The 14,206-nt window shown below is 52.8% G+C and carries 18 protein-coding genes; 4 read left to right on the forward strand and 14 right to left on the reverse strand.

The features are described from left to right. Window positions 1–21: 21 nt before the first annotated feature. Both flhA and CJD38_RS13705 read right to left on the reverse strand, forming a co-directional pair. Window positions 22–2,091 carry a flagellar biosynthesis protein FlhA gene (flhA, locus tag CJD38_RS13700; RefSeq protein WP_107940924.1) on the reverse strand — a complete coding sequence of 690 codons (2,070 nt, stop codon included), beginning with the start codon at window positions 2,089–2,091 and terminating at the stop codon, window positions 22–24. A gap of 154 nt (window positions 2,092–2,245) precedes the next feature. Further along, window positions 2,246–3,481, reverse strand: a complete 1,236-nt coding sequence (locus CJD38_RS13705) for an LVIVD repeat-containing protein (protein WP_107940925.1) — start codon at window positions 3,479–3,481, stop codon at window positions 2,246–2,248. 469 nt (window positions 3,482–3,950) lie between these two features. Here CJD38_RS13705 and CJD38_RS13715 point away from each other — a divergent pair, with 469 nt between their 5' ends. Together CJD38_RS13715 and CJD38_RS18385 are read left to right on the forward strand one after the other, a co-directional pair. Continuing rightward, window positions 3,951–4,295: a HopJ type III effector protein gene (locus tag CJD38_RS13715; protein WP_107940927.1), complete on the forward strand. Its 345-nt coding sequence runs from the start codon at window positions 3,951–3,953 to the stop codon at window positions 4,293–4,295. Between the two features lie 237 nt (window positions 4,296–4,532). Next, on the forward strand, window positions 4,533–4,796 hold the full coding sequence (locus tag CJD38_RS18385; RefSeq protein WP_146165989.1) for a hypothetical protein: 264 nt from the start codon (window positions 4,533–4,535) through the stop codon (window positions 4,794–4,796). A 35-nt stretch (window positions 4,797–4,831) separates the two neighbouring features. Here CJD38_RS18385 and CJD38_RS13720 read toward each other — a convergent pair whose 3' ends face one another. From CJD38_RS13720 to CJD38_RS13745, 6 genes are all read right to left on the reverse strand, one after another. Continuing rightward, on the reverse strand, window positions 4,832–5,329 hold the full coding sequence (locus tag CJD38_RS13720; protein WP_107940928.1) for a DNA-deoxyinosine glycosylase: 498 nt from the start codon (window positions 5,327–5,329) through the stop codon (window positions 4,832–4,834). Window positions 5,330–5,382: 53 nt separating this feature from the next. Next, a complete protein-coding gene (locus tag CJD38_RS13725; RefSeq protein ID WP_107940929.1) occupies window positions 5,383–5,718 on the reverse strand; it encodes a hypothetical protein in 336 nt (111 codons plus the stop codon). Next, window positions 5,715–6,131, reverse strand: a complete 417-nt coding sequence (locus tag CJD38_RS13730; protein WP_146165990.1) for a phage holin family protein — start codon at window positions 6,129–6,131, stop codon at window positions 5,715–5,717. Before CJD38_RS13730 ends, CJD38_RS13725 begins: the two co-directional genes overlap by 4 nt. Before the next feature lie 11 nt (window positions 6,132–6,142). Continuing rightward, window positions 6,143–6,550 (reverse strand): ElaB/YgaM/YqjD family protein, encoded by a 408-nt coding sequence (locus CJD38_RS13735; protein WP_107940931.1) that lies wholly within the window; start codon window positions 6,548–6,550, stop codon window positions 6,143–6,145. A gap of 233 nt (window positions 6,551–6,783) precedes the next feature. Then, on the reverse strand, window positions 6,784–7,026 hold the full coding sequence (locus CJD38_RS13740) for a hypothetical protein (RefSeq protein ID WP_107940932.1): 243 nt from the start codon (window positions 7,024–7,026) through the stop codon (window positions 6,784–6,786). Window positions 7,027–7,418: 392 nt separating this feature from the next. Beyond that, window positions 7,419–8,318, reverse strand: coding sequence for a hypothetical protein (locus CJD38_RS13745; protein ID WP_206363008.1), 900 nt, complete (start codon window positions 8,316–8,318; stop codon window positions 7,419–7,421). 279 nt (window positions 8,319–8,597) lie between these two features. Here CJD38_RS13745 and CJD38_RS13750 point away from each other — a divergent pair, with 279 nt between their 5' ends. Next, on the forward strand, window positions 8,598–9,191 hold the full coding sequence (locus CJD38_RS13750; protein WP_107940933.1) for a hypothetical protein: 594 nt from the start codon (window positions 8,598–8,600) through the stop codon (window positions 9,189–9,191). A gap of 104 nt (window positions 9,192–9,295) precedes the next feature. Next, a complete protein-coding gene (locus tag CJD38_RS13755) occupies window positions 9,296–9,718 on the forward strand; it encodes an SET domain-containing protein (protein WP_107940934.1) in 423 nt (140 codons plus the stop codon). A gap of 46 nt (window positions 9,719–9,764) precedes the next feature. Here CJD38_RS13755 and CJD38_RS13760 read toward each other — a convergent pair whose 3' ends face one another. The 6 genes from CJD38_RS13760 to fliR form a co-directional block, all read right to left on the reverse strand. Continuing rightward, window positions 9,765–10,250, reverse strand: a complete 486-nt coding sequence (locus tag CJD38_RS13760; protein WP_107940935.1) for a VOC family protein — start codon at window positions 10,248–10,250, stop codon at window positions 9,765–9,767. A gap of 95 nt (window positions 10,251–10,345) precedes the next feature. Then, window positions 10,346–10,915, reverse strand: a complete 570-nt coding sequence (locus tag CJD38_RS13765) for a hypothetical protein (protein ID WP_107940936.1) — start codon at window positions 10,913–10,915, stop codon at window positions 10,346–10,348. Beyond that, the gene (locus tag CJD38_RS13770) at window positions 10,902–11,450 is read right to left on the reverse strand and encodes a DUF4304 domain-containing protein (protein ID WP_107940937.1); all 549 of its coding nucleotides are present in this window, start codon (window positions 11,448–11,450) and stop codon (window positions 10,902–10,904) included. The genes CJD38_RS13765 and CJD38_RS13770 overlap by 14 nt, the downstream gene beginning before the upstream one ends. A 75-nt stretch (window positions 11,451–11,525) precedes the next feature. After that, window positions 11,526–12,044 carry a class IV adenylate cyclase gene (locus CJD38_RS13775; protein WP_107940938.1) on the reverse strand — a complete coding sequence of 173 codons (519 nt, stop codon included), beginning with the start codon at window positions 12,042–12,044 and terminating at the stop codon, window positions 11,526–11,528. A 255-nt stretch (window positions 12,045–12,299) separates the two neighbouring features. Then, window positions 12,300–13,427, reverse strand: coding sequence for a flagellar biosynthesis protein FlhB (flhB, locus tag CJD38_RS13780; protein WP_107940939.1), 1,128 nt, complete (start codon window positions 13,425–13,427; stop codon window positions 12,300–12,302). Between the two features lies 1 nt (window position 13,428). Continuing rightward, window positions 13,429–14,205: a flagellar biosynthetic protein FliR gene (gene fliR / locus CJD38_RS13785; protein WP_107940940.1), complete on the reverse strand. Its 777-nt coding sequence runs from the start codon at window positions 14,203–14,205 to the stop codon at window positions 13,429–13,431. Window position 14,206 lies beyond the last annotated feature (1 nt).

The raw sequence follows: 14,206 nt of genomic DNA on the forward strand, positions 1-14,206 counted from the left end.
CGCTATTCCTTGTCTTGAGACTCAATAAGCAACCGCACCGAGCATCCGAATTTTTTTGCTATCGGGTACTTCGTTGTAGGCGAGCACATGGAGTCCAGGAATCGTCTGGCGCGTAAATTTGGAGAGCAGCGGTCTTAGCGAACTCGGCACCAACAGCACCGACGGTTCCCCGGATGATTCACGTTGCATGACGCTGTCTGTCAGAGATTTATGCATGCGCTCAGCTAATCCAGGTTCGAGAACCGCTCCTCCACTTTGCAGGGAGTCTTGCAACACTCGTTCCAGCTGAGGCGCCAATGTGAGAACCGGCAACTCTGGTTCCATTCCATTGATTTCTTGGACAATCTGGCGACCGAGCGCAACGCGCACGACGCTAATCAACGCGCCAGGATCTTGACTACGCGGCGCGTGCTCCGACAAAGCTTCGGCGATGCCACGCAGATTCCGCAGCGGAATGCGTTCGGCCAACAGGCCCTGCAACACTTTGACGAACACACTCAGTGCGAGTGTTTTAGGCACAAGGTCTTCAACCAATTTGGGCGTCGACTTGGCCAGACCATTGAGCAGCGCTTGTGCCTCGTCATGGCCGAGTAGCTCTGGCGCGTTGTCTTTAATGACTTGAGAAATATGTGTGGCGATCACCGTGCCCGCATCGACGACGGTGTAACCCTGCGTCTGCGCGTGTTCACGCGTGCTCTTCTCGATCCACAGCGCTTCAAGGCCATATGTCGGATCACGTGTGGGAATGCCTTCCACGGCACCGAAGACGCGACCCGAGTTGAGCGCGAGTTCGCGGTCGGGATAAACCTGACCACTAGCCAGCGGCACGCCATGCAAGGTGATGCGATACGCACCCGGTTGCAGCTCAAGGTTGTCGCGCACATGAACCGGCGGCACCAGAAAGCCCAACTCTTGTGTCAGTTTCTTGCGGACACCTTTAATGCGGGACATCAACTCGCCGCCTTTGCGGGCATCAACCAGTGGAATCAAGCGATAGCCGACTTCCAAACCCAGCGCGTCTTCTGGAGAAACGTCTTCCCAAGAAAGCTCTTGTGGTTTTGCCGGTGCGGCGTCGGTGGCTTCGGTTTTGGCTTCCAGCTTTTTCTGCGCTTCGCGTTGCAGCATCAACCAACCGATACCACCGCAGGCAATGCCCAAAGCCAAGAACGCCATATTCGGCATGCCCGGCACCAAGCCCACCGCAAACATCAGGCCGCCAGTAATCAACAGCACGCGTGGCTGACCGAATACCTGTGAGATCAGTTGCTGCCCCATGTCCTGCGAGCGCGACATGCGTGTGACCAGAATTGCCACCGAAGTCGATAACAACAATGACGGCAGCTGAGCAACGAGACCGTCACCAATCGTCAGCAAGGTGTAATTCTTAAGCGCAACTTCAATCGGCAGCCCATGCTCCAAGGTGCCGATCAGCAAACCGCCGATGATATTGATGAACAAAATCAGGATGCCGGCCATCGCGTCGCCGCGAATAAATTTGCTCGAGCCATCCATGGAGCCGTAGAAGTCGGCTTCCTCGCGAACCTCGTTGCGGCGGGCCGTAGCCTCTTCACGCGTCAAGATACCGGCGTTCATATCTGCGTCGATCGCCATCTGTTTGCCGGGCAAGGCATCCAGGGTGAAACGTGCGGCGACTTCGGAAACGCGCTCCGCGCCCTTGGTCACCACCATGAAATTGATGATGGTCAAGATCGCGAAAACAACGAAGCCGACGCTGTAGTGCCCCCCAATAACAAACTCACCAAAGGCCTCAATGACATGACCAGCGGCACTGGTGCCTTCATGACCATGCAGCAAAACCACGCGAGTGGAGGCAACGTTTAGCGCCAGTCGCAGCACCGTCACTACCAGCAATACCGTAGGGAAAGCGCTGAATTCCATCGGCCGCATGACATAAACCACGGCCAGCAAAATGACGATAGACAGCGCGATGTTGAACGTGAACAGCAAATCCAGCATGAAGGGCGCCAGCGGCACCACCACCATCGCCATAATCACCATCAACAGAATCGGCGCACCCAAGCCATTGCGTCGCAGGCTGCCGATACTCTTGCTGATCTCACTAAAATTCATGCGCGCTCCGCGACGTTGATTTGACGTCTAACAGAGCTACTGCAGGGCTTGTGCCAGAGAGATTTGGGTTAATTCACTGTAGGGCGGGAGCATCCCGCCTTCCGCGAAAGGCGGGATGCTCCCGCCCTACATGCGCTGAAAGCGAACTCTTGAGCTATGGCCACGCGCCGTTAGTCACACGCACCGCGAAGAAGCCGCTATTCGAGTCGGTGTACCAAACTTCCTTTCGCTCTGGCGCGAATGCAGGACGTGACACTGCGCCACCCTTGCCGGGATTCGATGAGAGGGCTTCCCCATCGAGTGGCGCATTGAAGTAAGCCACTTCGCGAGGATGATACGGATCGCGAATATCAAATATTCGTAAGCCCGAAAGAATCATGCTGCACGCAACGATTGTTGGATCAACACGCGTAGGCATATCGCAATAGTGTGCGGAGTAGCCGCCATATGCGGTATCTCCTGCACCCGGATCATCGACGACAGCAGCGAAGTTTTCTGGCTGATGAACTTCGAGGCGCAGATTAGAAATGACCTTGGGTTTTGCTTCGTTCGAGATATCGATGATGCGGCCAGCGCCAACCTGAGAAGCAGCACCAAATTCATCGAACTCGAGCACATACGGTTTGCCCTTGCTTGTGAATGGCACAGCGTTCTGCGGAATGCTTCCGTGCTCCCACTCTGTTTCCGAAACAGTCTTCACTTTCGGATTAGGCAAGCGCGCTTGAATCTGCGAGATGTCGAGAATCCTCATTTTTCCGCTGGTATCGGCAACATAAGCACGATTGCCATCTGCACTGACTGACAAGCCATGCGTGTCCATGAACGCAGACCAAATCAGCAACGGAAACTCAGGATTTGAAATGTCTATCGCTGCAATTGTGCTCGTGATTGGAGAGCCGCTAAAGAATGTGAGGCCATCAGGCGAGACCCCGCTTTCATGACCGAATAGGCCGGTGAGCGATATCGATTTAAGTACAGGATGACGACAGTCTTTCGTGAGGTCATAGATATCAACAATACCTGGGCCAACCGCCGGATTTGCATTCACGGCAATCAACAGGCCGCGCTTCTCGCTTAGATTGAGAGATTCATGCGGCGACAGCATTGCCGGAGTCAGCAATTGCTCTATCAGCACCGGATGCGTGGGATCGTTCATGTCCATGACATTGACGCCAATCGCGCCATCTAAAATGCCTAGAGGAAATATGTTCGAAGCGTCGTAATACGCACACTCGTTTCCTTGCGAATCGACATAGCGCTCAACTTTCCATCCACCGACGGTGGCATAGCTTTTTGGAGTCGTATACGAGCCGACGAGTTCCGTATTGCAGGTGATGCCTCGCAACGCAAGTCCGCTTTCGATATCGGCCTGCGACAACCTGCCCTGCATGCCTGACTCTGGCCTAGAGCCCGGACCACATTTTGCTTTTGGCGTAGCGGCGGGCGCGCTGCCAGCAGCAGCCACGGGCGCAGATGGAGATTGCGATCTACTACAACTGATCAAACCTGGCGACAGACTGCACACGGCCAAGCAGATCCATATCACTGGATGCTTCACGGTCTCTTCTCCTTTGCGCTATATACGCTGGCCACAGTCGCTTCGACTTTTGTCGTATGCGCTGCATGCTCGACTGCTACTCAAAAAACATCGATGAGTGCAGGTGTTTCAGGGAGTGTGTTCGCTTTAAATTCTGCTGGCAGTCACAAGCGTGACAGGTAGATTTGGCCCATATCACACTGCCACTTGTAGAGCGGGAGCATCCCGCCTTTCGCGGAAGACGGAATGCTCCCGGCCTACATGCACCGCTTATATGAGTCCGCGGTTAAACTGTGCACCCCAATTAAATCTCGCCCTTAATATGTCTCTGACTACATTTCTTCAGCGCTTAAAAGAAACTCCCGATCAGATCGAATTCGCCGACACCATCGCGGCCATCGAAAGTCATTACGAATACAGGCCGACTGCGTTTCGTAATGGCGAAGTCGAAAACGCGGCAGGTCAGAATGGTGGTTCATGCAAAATCTTTGCATTCGCAAAATTGCAGAACTTGAGCGTCAACGAAACGCTCGCCTGCTTTGGTCGCTACTACCGTGAAGATGTGCTGCAACATCCGGATGCGAGCGATCATCAGAACATCCGTACTTTCATCCGCAATGGATGGAACGGCATCGCTTTCTCAGGTGAAGCTCTGCGGGTTCGCTGAGAGCTCATTGGGGGTCGGATTTGCACCCTTAATTGGCGGCGTAGTTACCCATAGGTTTTCGGGGTTTAGCCACCGTGCTGACAGGCAACACCCCCTCGTAAAGTGACATTCTAGAAAGGCAGAATGTAGGAATATTCCTACATTCTGATTTGAAATTTTCCGACTAAAAATCCGCGAAAAGGATCGGTAAATTTCTGCCCGAATTCCAAGGAGTCCACAACCAACGGGGAGGTAACGATGAACCACCGTACGAATGCGCATCTTGAACGTCAGAAGCAGCAATCAATCGTTTACTTAGGGCTTTCCGTCGCTGTTTTGATTTTGATGTTTTTGAGTCAGGAAAGAATGCTGACTCTGCTGAGCGCACTTCTATTCGGCATTACATCAGTTCGTGGAATCGTAATACTTGCAGGAATTCTATTGGATCGTCCTCCAACCCCAAGTGCTGTTCCAGGGGCGATTACGGAAGACATTCCGCTTCGCGTTGAAGCCGACAATTAAACTAGATCGCGTGCAGATATAAAAACTTAAAAAGGTTAGTCGCTCAACGCCACTCGCCACGCCGCAATCTTTTGCTCAAGCGAAACCGCGTGTGCAGGACTAGATGATGGCAGCCGCGTGAAAGTGATTCCGCTGACATTGAGATGGGGCAGAACGTAAGTATTAAAACTTTTCTCTGCCTCAGCGCCGTTAAAGACCACGTGCTTGATATGCGGATGCTGCTGAAAGAATGACAGGAAGTCATTGGGCACCCGAGAGCCCGCTTCAATCGCGCTATCTAAACTGCCTGCGCGAACACAGTTATGCAGTACATCCCACAGCGCCACACCTGAGGCCATTAGTTTCTCAACACGAGTCTCATAAGCTGACTCTGCATCAAAACCATAGATGCCAGCCATGATTGGCCAAAACGAATTGCGCGGATGGGCGTAATACTGATTCGCTTTGAGTGAAAGCACGCCAGGCATACTGCCGAGCACCAGCACTCGCGCCGATTGATTTGAGATGGGATTGAAACTTGTTACCGCGCTCATCTTGCTTGCCTAAAAAAATGAGACTGCCTATTGGCGGCAATTAAAACATTGTTTTAGTTTTTGTTGTGTGAGCTGTCAGTAAACGTTAACTGGTGCCCACTGTGTTGGTGGACATTACGCATCACGCGGAAAGCGCTTGTGAGCCCTAACAGCAATTGCATTGCACGTGGCCCAAGCAGACGGACTGCCATAACGCTCAGACCTGCTTTGAGCATCGGTTCGGACATCAGTGCGCGCATCGTCTGGCTTCTTGGAAAACCGTTTTGCACCGCGTTCGCCATTCCTTTGCGCGGCGCGTGCGGCTCACCGAGCAAGTCCTTGATGCGGTGACGCTGCTGATCGAGTCGGCGCAGCACGCTTGCCCGCTCAGCCTTAGCTTCTGCGTTCACAGATAGCTCCTCAGTAGATAGAGCGTTTTGCTCAATTCCGTTCTAACAATGGCGAAGCGCTCTTCACGTTTTTGCGAGAGTTGGCCGAGATAACGCCAGGCCAGATAACTCGCCATGGCGAACAGTAACGGCAACACAGCGATGGCATACATCCGATAAGGCGTATTCCATGTGAGCGCAACGATCAGCACTCCTGCGTACAACAGCGTCAGGCCAACCAGAACGGCAAGCAGTTGCATGCCCAGCATAAATTTTTTCAGGCGAGCACTTTCTTCCGCCCAATCCAATCGCGCCGCTTCCGCTATCGACGTCGCATGTTCGATCAGCAGACCGCTTGCCGTGCGCGCTAGGCGCACGGCATCCAGTAGCTCAATCGCCACCTTACCCGCAGATGGTCCCGCTACTACGGACATTGCAGCCGACCTTAGCGACGTGCAACCAGCACGCCGAGCAGCAAGCCCAACGCAGCGCCGATACCGACGGCCTTCCATGGCTCATGATTCACGTATTCGTTGGTTGCCGTAGCGGCAGCACGACCACGTTGCATCACGCCTTGAGCGGCTGAGTCCAGCGCTTCTTTGGCGGTACCAATGCGTTCCTGAATCTTGTCTTTGGCTTTCTTCAGTTCGTCACCCGAGAGCGAGGTGCTGGACTTGATCAGGTCTTCAATATCCGAAACAAAATTATGAAACTCACGCGACAAAGCGGACGACGAACCGCCAACTGCCTTAACCGCAGTGCCGACGCCACTATTGCTGCTGGCGCTGTTGCTCGTACTGTTGCTATTGCCGTTGTGACGATCGGATGGGCGATTAACGAGTGTATCTTCCATGTTTCTTACTCCTATTTATGACTAAGTCCGGCACCGCAGCAATGCTGCGCGATTAACCTTTCGAGTTCATGTTCAATGCCGTCGAGTTTTTTGAATGACTAAGCACCGCTTATTGATCTAAATTAATCGGATAAATAGCGGCCTTAGAAAACAATAGTCCTGAGCAATTTGAGAGTCTGTGCGGTAACAAGCATTTAAGTGATCGTTACATTTCTCGCGTGCTTGACGACGCGCTAATCGTGCGACTCATCGAGTAAAAGACCGAAGTCTCCTTCGATAATTTCACTGCCAAATAGGGCTTCCGCAAGAAGTCCGCATGCTTGTATCACTGCCACAGAAAATAAAATAAAGCACACCAGTGTCATCCACATTTGTGAGCTGGCATACGTGAGCGTGATCAATATCAGGCTATAGACAAGAAATGAGGCCGCTTGCAGTGCCGACCGTTCTGTAGAAATTACTTCAAGATTGTTCATCACAAACTCCCGTCTATGAATGTTCTAAACAGCGTTGGACGGCGCCGCGACGCTGACGGTGAGAAGTCGCGCCCTATTGCCTGTGGATTGACTATGAGTTCGGCCAATCCACCACGTCTGTCAGCCACCGTACATAGGGTGAGATTGGCCCAATTTGTACCGAAGACAGACGTCAACAATAAAAAAGGCCGCACTCGCATTATTTGAATTGATGCGAGCGCGGCCCTTTTGGTTCATAGAGTTGCGGCGACACTCGCTAAATCAGGTCGTCGCGTTTGCAATGCACGCTCAACGCACAAATAGCGCGATAAGAATGACGATAGGGAGTGGAATTCCCAAAAGCAGAAGTAGTATTGAACGCATGATTGTCTCCTGTTGAGTGCGAAAATAATTTACTTATCGCGCAGTCGGCCGCCAAAAGTGGCGAGGTAGCTGGCAACAAAGGCGCCTAGCAGCAGAGAGATAAAGAACCAAAGTGCGGCATAGGCAGAAGTCTTGCGAGCCTTATCCACTGCTTCCTTGGCTGCGGTCTCGGCTTGCAGCATCTTTGCCTGAACCTCATTCACACGCTTCTCAGCTTCAACCTGACTCAGATCAGTGCGCTCAACTACCAACTGCGTGAGGTAGGCCTTGTCATCAGCAGGCAATTCGCCTGTACGCGCGCTGTTGGCAAAAATCCGTCCAGCTTCTGCAAGCGTCGCAGCGGAAGAATCCGCAGCGTCAGGTTTTTTAACGGCTTTGCTTCTGAACATGGAATCTAGGAAATAGCCATTCGAATTGTCGCTACCTTTATTCGCGTGCTGCTCAGCGACTGCCGCACCGCCAGCAACGCCACCAGCAGCAGAAGCCAAAACCTTAGTGCCGCCGCTCAGCGTCGAACCAATCACAGAACTGAGTAGCGCTGCAGTCAACAGCGTCGCAACACCCCAAGCCAAGAAGCCATGCGCGGTATCACGAAAATAAACTTCGTCTTCTGGCGCGCCCAACCATCGGGAACGCAGTCGGCCTGCGAGATAACCACCTACACCGGAAGCGGCTAGCTGCGTAAATGAAATCCAGACGATCGCTGATATTCCAAGTGCCGCAGCACCTACACCATCTTGTGCCCATGGCGAAACGCTAGATAAGCCAAGTCCGCTTCCGAGAAATAACAGAATCAAGGAAAGAGACGCGGCGCCCACTGCACCAGCGAAAACAGCGCCCCATGAAACGGCACTTAAAGCACGCGGGGAATAACGAGCAGCGTCGTTCAATTGCGTTAATGCCGATAACTCTTCAGCAGTTCTGTTCATAGATCACCTTTGATCCTCGACTCGCGAAATTACGAGACGACTTGATTGCAAGTGGCTGAACAGTAGAGTCGATCACTACTTACGTCTGTGTGTTCTCGCGCATTGGATTTTCATCAACTTCTAAGGCGAAACCCAACTACAAGTTGCGAGAGATTCCTATTGCGTGAAAGGCGTTAAGAGGTATGTGCGATATCAAACAGACCATTGCGCTGAATGCGCTCAAGGTCTGTCGGCGAACGACCTGTAAACCAGCGTCGACTTAATGCCATTGGAGGCGCCATGAAAAACAAACAACTGAAGGAACTACTGATTCAATCTCTCGAGCACGAACGCGGAGGGGTTGAGGTTTATACAACCGCAGTGCAATGCGCTATGAACGATGATTTGAGAGAGGAATGGAGCAAATATCTAGGCCAGACCAAGCATCACGTTGAGGTCCTGATCGGTGTTTTCCAAGACCTCAGCCTAGACATTGACGAAGAAACGCCTGGTCGCCAAATTGTTCACGATCTTGGCGCTGCACTGGTCAAGGCAATGAACGCCGCATTGAAGGCGGGCGATCCCGTAGCTGCAGAACTCGTCGCATGTGAATGCGTCGTGCTTGCCGAAACCAAGGATCACCTTAATTGGGAATTGATTGGTGCATGCGCAAAAAAAGTTGGCGGCGTAGAAGCCTCAGTACTCAAGGCCGCTAGCGAAGAAGTTGAAGACGAAGAAGACGAGCACCTGTATCACACCAAAGGCTGGTGCCGTGAACTGTGGATTGAATCTCTTGGCATGCGCGCTGTTCTACCTCCTCCCGAAGAACGCAAGCACGTCAAAACCGCAATCGGCGCATCACGCGCCGAACAAGCCCGCGGCACGATGCGTTAAACCAGAAATCTTTTACGCACAATAAGGGGCCAGACTTACGTTGATTGAATTCAATGTGAGTCTGGCCCCTCTAGTTTCAGGCGGCGCTTCACTACACCCAATCAATGCGCCACAATTCGGAAATGCAAAGCCGAGGATTTAATTTTGCCGTTCGCCGCAGCCCCATCAACGGGCGTGGACTGCATACCCTGAGCAACCTGCCGGCCCGCCGCAAAGTCGGCGAAATCACAGGAACGCGCGTCAAGAATCGAGTGGCTTGGAAACGAGTCGCTCAAATGGAAAAGATTTTCCTAGTCGCGTTAGACGACAAGTTCAGCCTTGATATTTCCCAAGGGAGTGCATTCAAGGACATGAACCATAGCTGTCAGCCGAACTGCTATTTACGAATCATTGCCGGCCGGATTGAGGTTTATACGCTGCGTCGTATATCGGCAGGCTCTGAGCTAACCGTGGACTATGTGGAAACCCCACATCCAAACGGAATGCCGTGTCGGTGCGGAGCGCCAAATTGTCGCGGCGTGATCTAAAACGTAGGGCGGGAGCATCCCGCCTTCCGCGAAGTTAAGAAGCATTTCACCCGCGAATCGCTGCTTCAATCGCACTGATATCAATTTTTCTCATCGTCATCATTGCATCGAACGCGCGCTTGGCAACAGCAGGATCAGGACTGGTCACAGCTTTAACTAAAACGACCGGCGAAATCTGCCAAGACAAACCCCACTTATCCTTGCACCAACCACACGCACTCTCTTGACCGCCGTTGCCAACGATAGCGTTCCAATAGCGATCTGTTTCAGCTTGATCATAAGTCGCCACCTGAAACGAAAACGCCTCGTTGTGTGTAAACGCAGAACCACCATTGAGTCCGATGCACGCGATACCCATGATGGTAAATTCCACCGTCAACGCATCTCCTTTCTTCCCCGACGGAAAGTCTCCCGGCGCGCGATGCACGGCACCAACGGAAGAGTCAGGAAAGGTTTTGGCGTAGAACTGCGCGGCTTCTTCGGCGTCGCCGTTGTACCAGAGGCAGATTGTGTTTTTTGCTGGGGTTGTCATTTCATTTCTCCACTGAGATCGAAAATCTTGCGGTTCTAGATACAGGTTAAGTTCGCACCGTTTGAAACTAATGTGAGTCTGGCCACTTTAATTCCTTAATCCCACCATATGCGAATCCTTCTTCCTTCCACGTCGAATTCATCTGCGGCCAATTTTTTAATGAATACCTGCTTTAACCTCTCTACAAGCTTGGCATTTTCGTTGTCTGGAATTTTCTCACCCTTGCCCGCTAGAACCGTTTCCTCGCGTTGGTGCGTCCAATACGGGAGGTCGATGTAGAGAACAGGTGAGCCCTCTCTCCCGAATTCGATTGACGAGACCTTGCCTCGAAACTCTGTCATAGCTGCGGCGACTTTCTCGCCTTCAAAGTTGTTGTATGACTTAACGAGAGCGATGAGCTTCTGTGCCTGTACAATTCTAAGGCGAGGTGTAAGTAACTGCGTGGACTGAAATCGCACCGACTCATCGAGACCGAAGCCAATCTTAATGAATGTTGTCGCCGCACCGATGTCGACTTCAGGCGGCAGCACTAAAGGCCCAGTCGGAAGCGCCGATCTGATCGAGGTTGGACTAATTGGTTCAGCAGTGACAGCTATGCCTTGCGCCACAACAGTTTCAACTGTCAGCAGCATAGTGAAAGCGATGAGGCACCTAGCAAATGTCATGAGTATTTCCTGAATGTTCGACGCTGGTGCTAAGTTGGGCCAGACCAAGCAACTTACGCGACGCAGTGATGTTCTCGGGCTGTGCCTTGCCGTCCAGCGCTGCTCGTAATGCTTGCCGCTCTGCTTCTGGCAAGACGCTAGTTGGAGCAAGAAGTGCCTTCAATGTGCACGACTCAAGCCAAGGCAAACCGACAGAATGTATGTATTCGGCCATACGCTGTGCGCAGTCCTTCAAGGACTCTTGATTTGATTCAAATTGGAAGTTCGGTCGTTGTTTGTCCTCATCGCTACTGATGCCCAACAGTGCGATGAATGAACGAGGATCGTTTAATACGCGAATGCAAACGTGAATGCGGAAGTCTGGACCGAAGCTGAACTTATGAACATGGAGAAACTGCACAACATGGCCACGCTCACGGCAGAACCACGTTGATTTACGCGTAAAGCCCTCAGCTGCCATGGCTTTAGCAAAAAGGCGAAGAATCTTCGCTGTGTCATTGCAACTCGATGACTTTGCAGTAGGCGAATCAGTCATCTTTGCCTGACCTAACGACCAAGTTCAGCCGCGTTCCTGCCGCGAAGCGGCAGGAACGTCGGACGGAGTGCATTGTTAGGCGTCAACGTGAGCCAGCAGATCGACATAGGCAGTTTCGACGAGTTGCGATGGCTCAACGCCGAGTTGACCCAGTAGCGAGTGTGCTTCCGCGACTCCGACCTCAATGGGTTCATTCTCTTCCAAAACGACCTCAAGCTCTAAGAAGTGACCAAGGCCTTTTACTTGGTCTAGGTGGACGCGAGTTCTTCCAACAAGGTACAGAGTGCGATGCTTCAGAACTCTGCCGACCTGGCCATACGCGAGGCTCAGGCACTCGCGCAAGCCTTCCGGGTTCGCGGTTGGCGTACGGACATAAAAAGACTCTTTGGGGCCTTGCTCATTGGCACGACGATAGAAAATAAGCTCGCCTTCTGTGGCTGAGAAGGCGCGGAGTTTCAGGCGCCCGGACTCGCAGCGGAAGAACGTGTCGTCTTGGGTGATTTCGATCGGGCCACTCGTTGCCACGGCAGCCGCTTTGGGCACCAGCGTTTGGACGCTCTGAATGCGCGCTTTGATTTCGATATTACGAGGCATTGACGCCTAACTACAATTGGACCGCTCAATAGCGGTCAATAATTGCTGCATTTCGTCGGTTTTCATCAGCCGGATCATTTGCAAGACACTGACTTAACAAGGCTCGGTCAGAACTATCGCCGGATTAGGCCGCTAAATCAATTTACGTAATTGGCATACAGCACAGCGATGGGACTTTTGCGTAGGACGGGAGTATCCCGCCTTCCGCGATATTGGCAGGCGCGAAAAGCGGGATACTCCCGCCCTACGACAAGCTTACTTCTCGTCCAACTCGCCACCCGGTACATCACCAATATCTGGCATCACCGGTGGTGGGCCGCTGCGGTACATGCGGAGTTGGTAGACGTAGCTCAGCACCTGTGCGACTGCGGCGTACAGGGTTGTTGGGATTTCTTGATCGAGTTCGGTGCTGCGGTAGAGAGCGCGTGCGAGCGGTGGTGCTTCCAAGATTGGCACGCGATTTTGTTTGCCGAGTTCGCGGATTGCTAATGCGATTTGATCGGCGCCTTTGGCTACGACGACTGGTGCGCGGGTTTTATCGGCGGTGTATTTGAGTGCGACGGCGTAGTGCGTTGGGTTGGTGACGATGACGTCGGCGGTTGGCACCTGCTCCATCATTCTGCGGCGCGACATTTCGCGTTGGATTTGGCGGACGCGGGCTTTTACTTCTGGGCGGCCTTCGCTTTCTTTGTATTCGTCTCGCAGCTCCTGCTTGGTCATCTTGAGTTGCTTTTCGTATTGCCAGATTTGATACGGCACATCCAGCAGTGCAATCAGCAACATCGCGCCACACAGAAACGCGAAGGAATGTGTGAACAGCATGCCTGCGTGCGCTAAGCCCTGATTGGTGGACTCTGAGCTCAGGCCAATCAATTCACTGCGCGTTGACCACCATGCCATTCCAGCAACAACGCCAAGCACGATGAGCTTGAGCATGCTCTTCATCAACTCAATCAGGCTGTTGATAGAAAAGATACGGCCCAATCCGGTCAGTGGATTGATGCGATCAATATCAGGCATGAATGCCTTGGCGCTGAAGTTCCAACCGCCGAGCAACATTGGCGCGACAATCGCCATCACGACCAGGCCTATGAAAACTGGCATCAGCAGGTGCATTGCCTTGCCGAAGGTTTGTCCCAAGAACATTGGCAATTGACCTGAGTCGGTCAAAACAGCTGGATCGATGGTGAGTGAGCTGCGCATCAACTGTTGCGCGCCAGTCACGATGTCTCCGCCATGACTAATCAACAACCCTGCACCTGCAACCATCACCAACGCGGTGGTGAGATCACGAGAACGTGGGACCTGTCCGCGCTCACGCGCCTCTCGGCGTCGCTTGGGACTCGCGCTTTCAGTTTTTTCTTGTGCGCTCGATTCGGACATATCAGCGAGGAGCAACCAGCACGGCGATCAGTTTCCATGACTCATCAAGCAAGCCTGCAAACGCGACCTGAAGCCCGGGCAAGCAATAGACAAGCAGCATCACACCTGCAAACAAGGAGATCGGGAAACCGACCGACTGCAAATTGATGGATGGCGTTGCGCGACTCAGAACGCCAAAGGCCAGATTAACCAGCAGTAGTGCCGTCATCACCGGCAGTGCGATTTTCAATCCGCCGGAGAAGATCACCCCACTCCACTCTAGCAATGCAGAGAGCCGATGCAGATCAACGCCGCCTTCTTGTATCGGCATCGTGATAAAGCTGTTCGCCAGCGTTTCAATCAGAATCAGATGTCCGTTCATCGACAGAAACAGCAGCGTTGCGAGGATCAACAGGAAGTTGCCGACTACTGGTGTGCTGACACCGCGCACGGGATCAGCAAGCTGCGCAAAGCTGAGGCCCATGCCATAAGAAATGATTTCGCCGGCCATCACCACCGCTTCAAAGGCCAGCATCAGAACGAATCCGATGGCGACACCAATGACAAACTGTTGCAGCGTCATCAAATACCAAGCAGCACTGAACAATGTTGTGGCAGCGACTACTGGCGTGAGTGGGGCGATGACGACGGTGAGCGCAAGGCCGAGCATCAGACGTACGCGGCGAGAAGCGTGCATGGAGCCGAGCACTGGCGCTGTCATCAGTACGCCGCCGATGCGGGTAAAGGTCCAGAAGTAGTGCTGTACCCAGGACAAAAGCTCAGCATCGGTCAGGGTCATT

The sequence above is a fragment of the Stenotrophobium rhamnosiphilum genome, assembly GCF_003052265.1.
GTDB lineage: Bacteria > Pseudomonadota > Gammaproteobacteria > Nevskiales > Nevskiaceae > Stenotrophobium > Stenotrophobium rhamnosiphilum.

Coding starts and splice junctions, on each gene's coding strand:
- flhA (WP_107940924.1), bottom strand. CDS start 2,091: ATGAATTTTAGTGAGATCAGCAAGAGTATCGGCAGCCTGCGACGCAAT.
- CJD38_RS13705 (WP_107940925.1), bottom strand. CDS start 3,481: ATGCAGGGCAGGTTGTCGCAGGCCGATATCGAAAGCGGACTTGCGTTG.
- CJD38_RS13715 (WP_107940927.1), top strand. CDS start 3,951: ATGTCTCTGACTACATTTCTTCAGCGCTTAAAAGAAACTCCCGATCAG.
- CJD38_RS18385 (WP_146165989.1), top strand. CDS start 4,533: ATGAACCACCGTACGAATGCGCATCTTGAACGTCAGAAGCAGCAATCA.
- CJD38_RS13720 (WP_107940928.1), bottom strand. CDS start 5,329: ATGAGCGCGGTAACAAGTTTCAATCCCATCTCAAATCAATCGGCGCGA.
- CJD38_RS13730 (WP_146165990.1), bottom strand. CDS start 6,131: ATGTCCGTAGTAGCGGGACCATCTGCGGGTAAGGTGGCGATTGAGCTA.
- CJD38_RS13735 (WP_107940931.1), bottom strand. CDS start 6,550: ATGGAAGATACACTCGTTAATCGCCCATCCGATCGTCACAACGGCAAT.
- CJD38_RS13740 (WP_107940932.1), bottom strand. CDS start 7,026: ATGAACAATCTTGAAGTAATTTCTACAGAACGGTCGGCACTGCAAGCG.
- CJD38_RS13745 (WP_206363008.1), bottom strand. CDS start 8,318: ATGAACAGAACTGCTGAAGAGTTATCGGCATTAACGCAATTGAACGAC.
- CJD38_RS13750 (WP_107940933.1), top strand. CDS start 8,598: ATGAAAAACAAACAACTGAAGGAACTACTGATTCAATCTCTCGAGCAC.
- CJD38_RS13755 (WP_107940934.1), top strand. CDS start 9,296: ATGCGCCACAATTCGGAAATGCAAAGCCGAGGATTTAATTTTGCCGTT.
- CJD38_RS13760 (WP_107940935.1), bottom strand. CDS start 10,250: ATGACAACCCCAGCAAAAAACACAATCTGCCTCTGGTACAACGGCGAC.
- CJD38_RS13765 (WP_107940936.1), bottom strand. CDS start 10,915: ATGACATTTGCTAGGTGCCTCATCGCTTTCACTATGCTGCTGACAGTT.
- CJD38_RS13770 (WP_107940937.1), bottom strand. CDS start 11,450: ATGACTGATTCGCCTACTGCAAAGTCATCGAGTTGCAATGACACAGCG.
- CJD38_RS13775 (WP_107940938.1), bottom strand. CDS start 12,044: ATGCCTCGTAATATCGAAATCAAAGCGCGCATTCAGAGCGTCCAAACG.
- flhB (WP_107940939.1), bottom strand. CDS start 13,427: ATGTCCGAATCGAGCGCACAAGAAAAAACTGAAAGCGCGAGTCCCAAG.
- fliR (WP_107940940.1), bottom strand. CDS start 14,205: ATGACCCTGACCGATGCTGAGCTTTTGTCCTGGGTACAGCACTACTTC.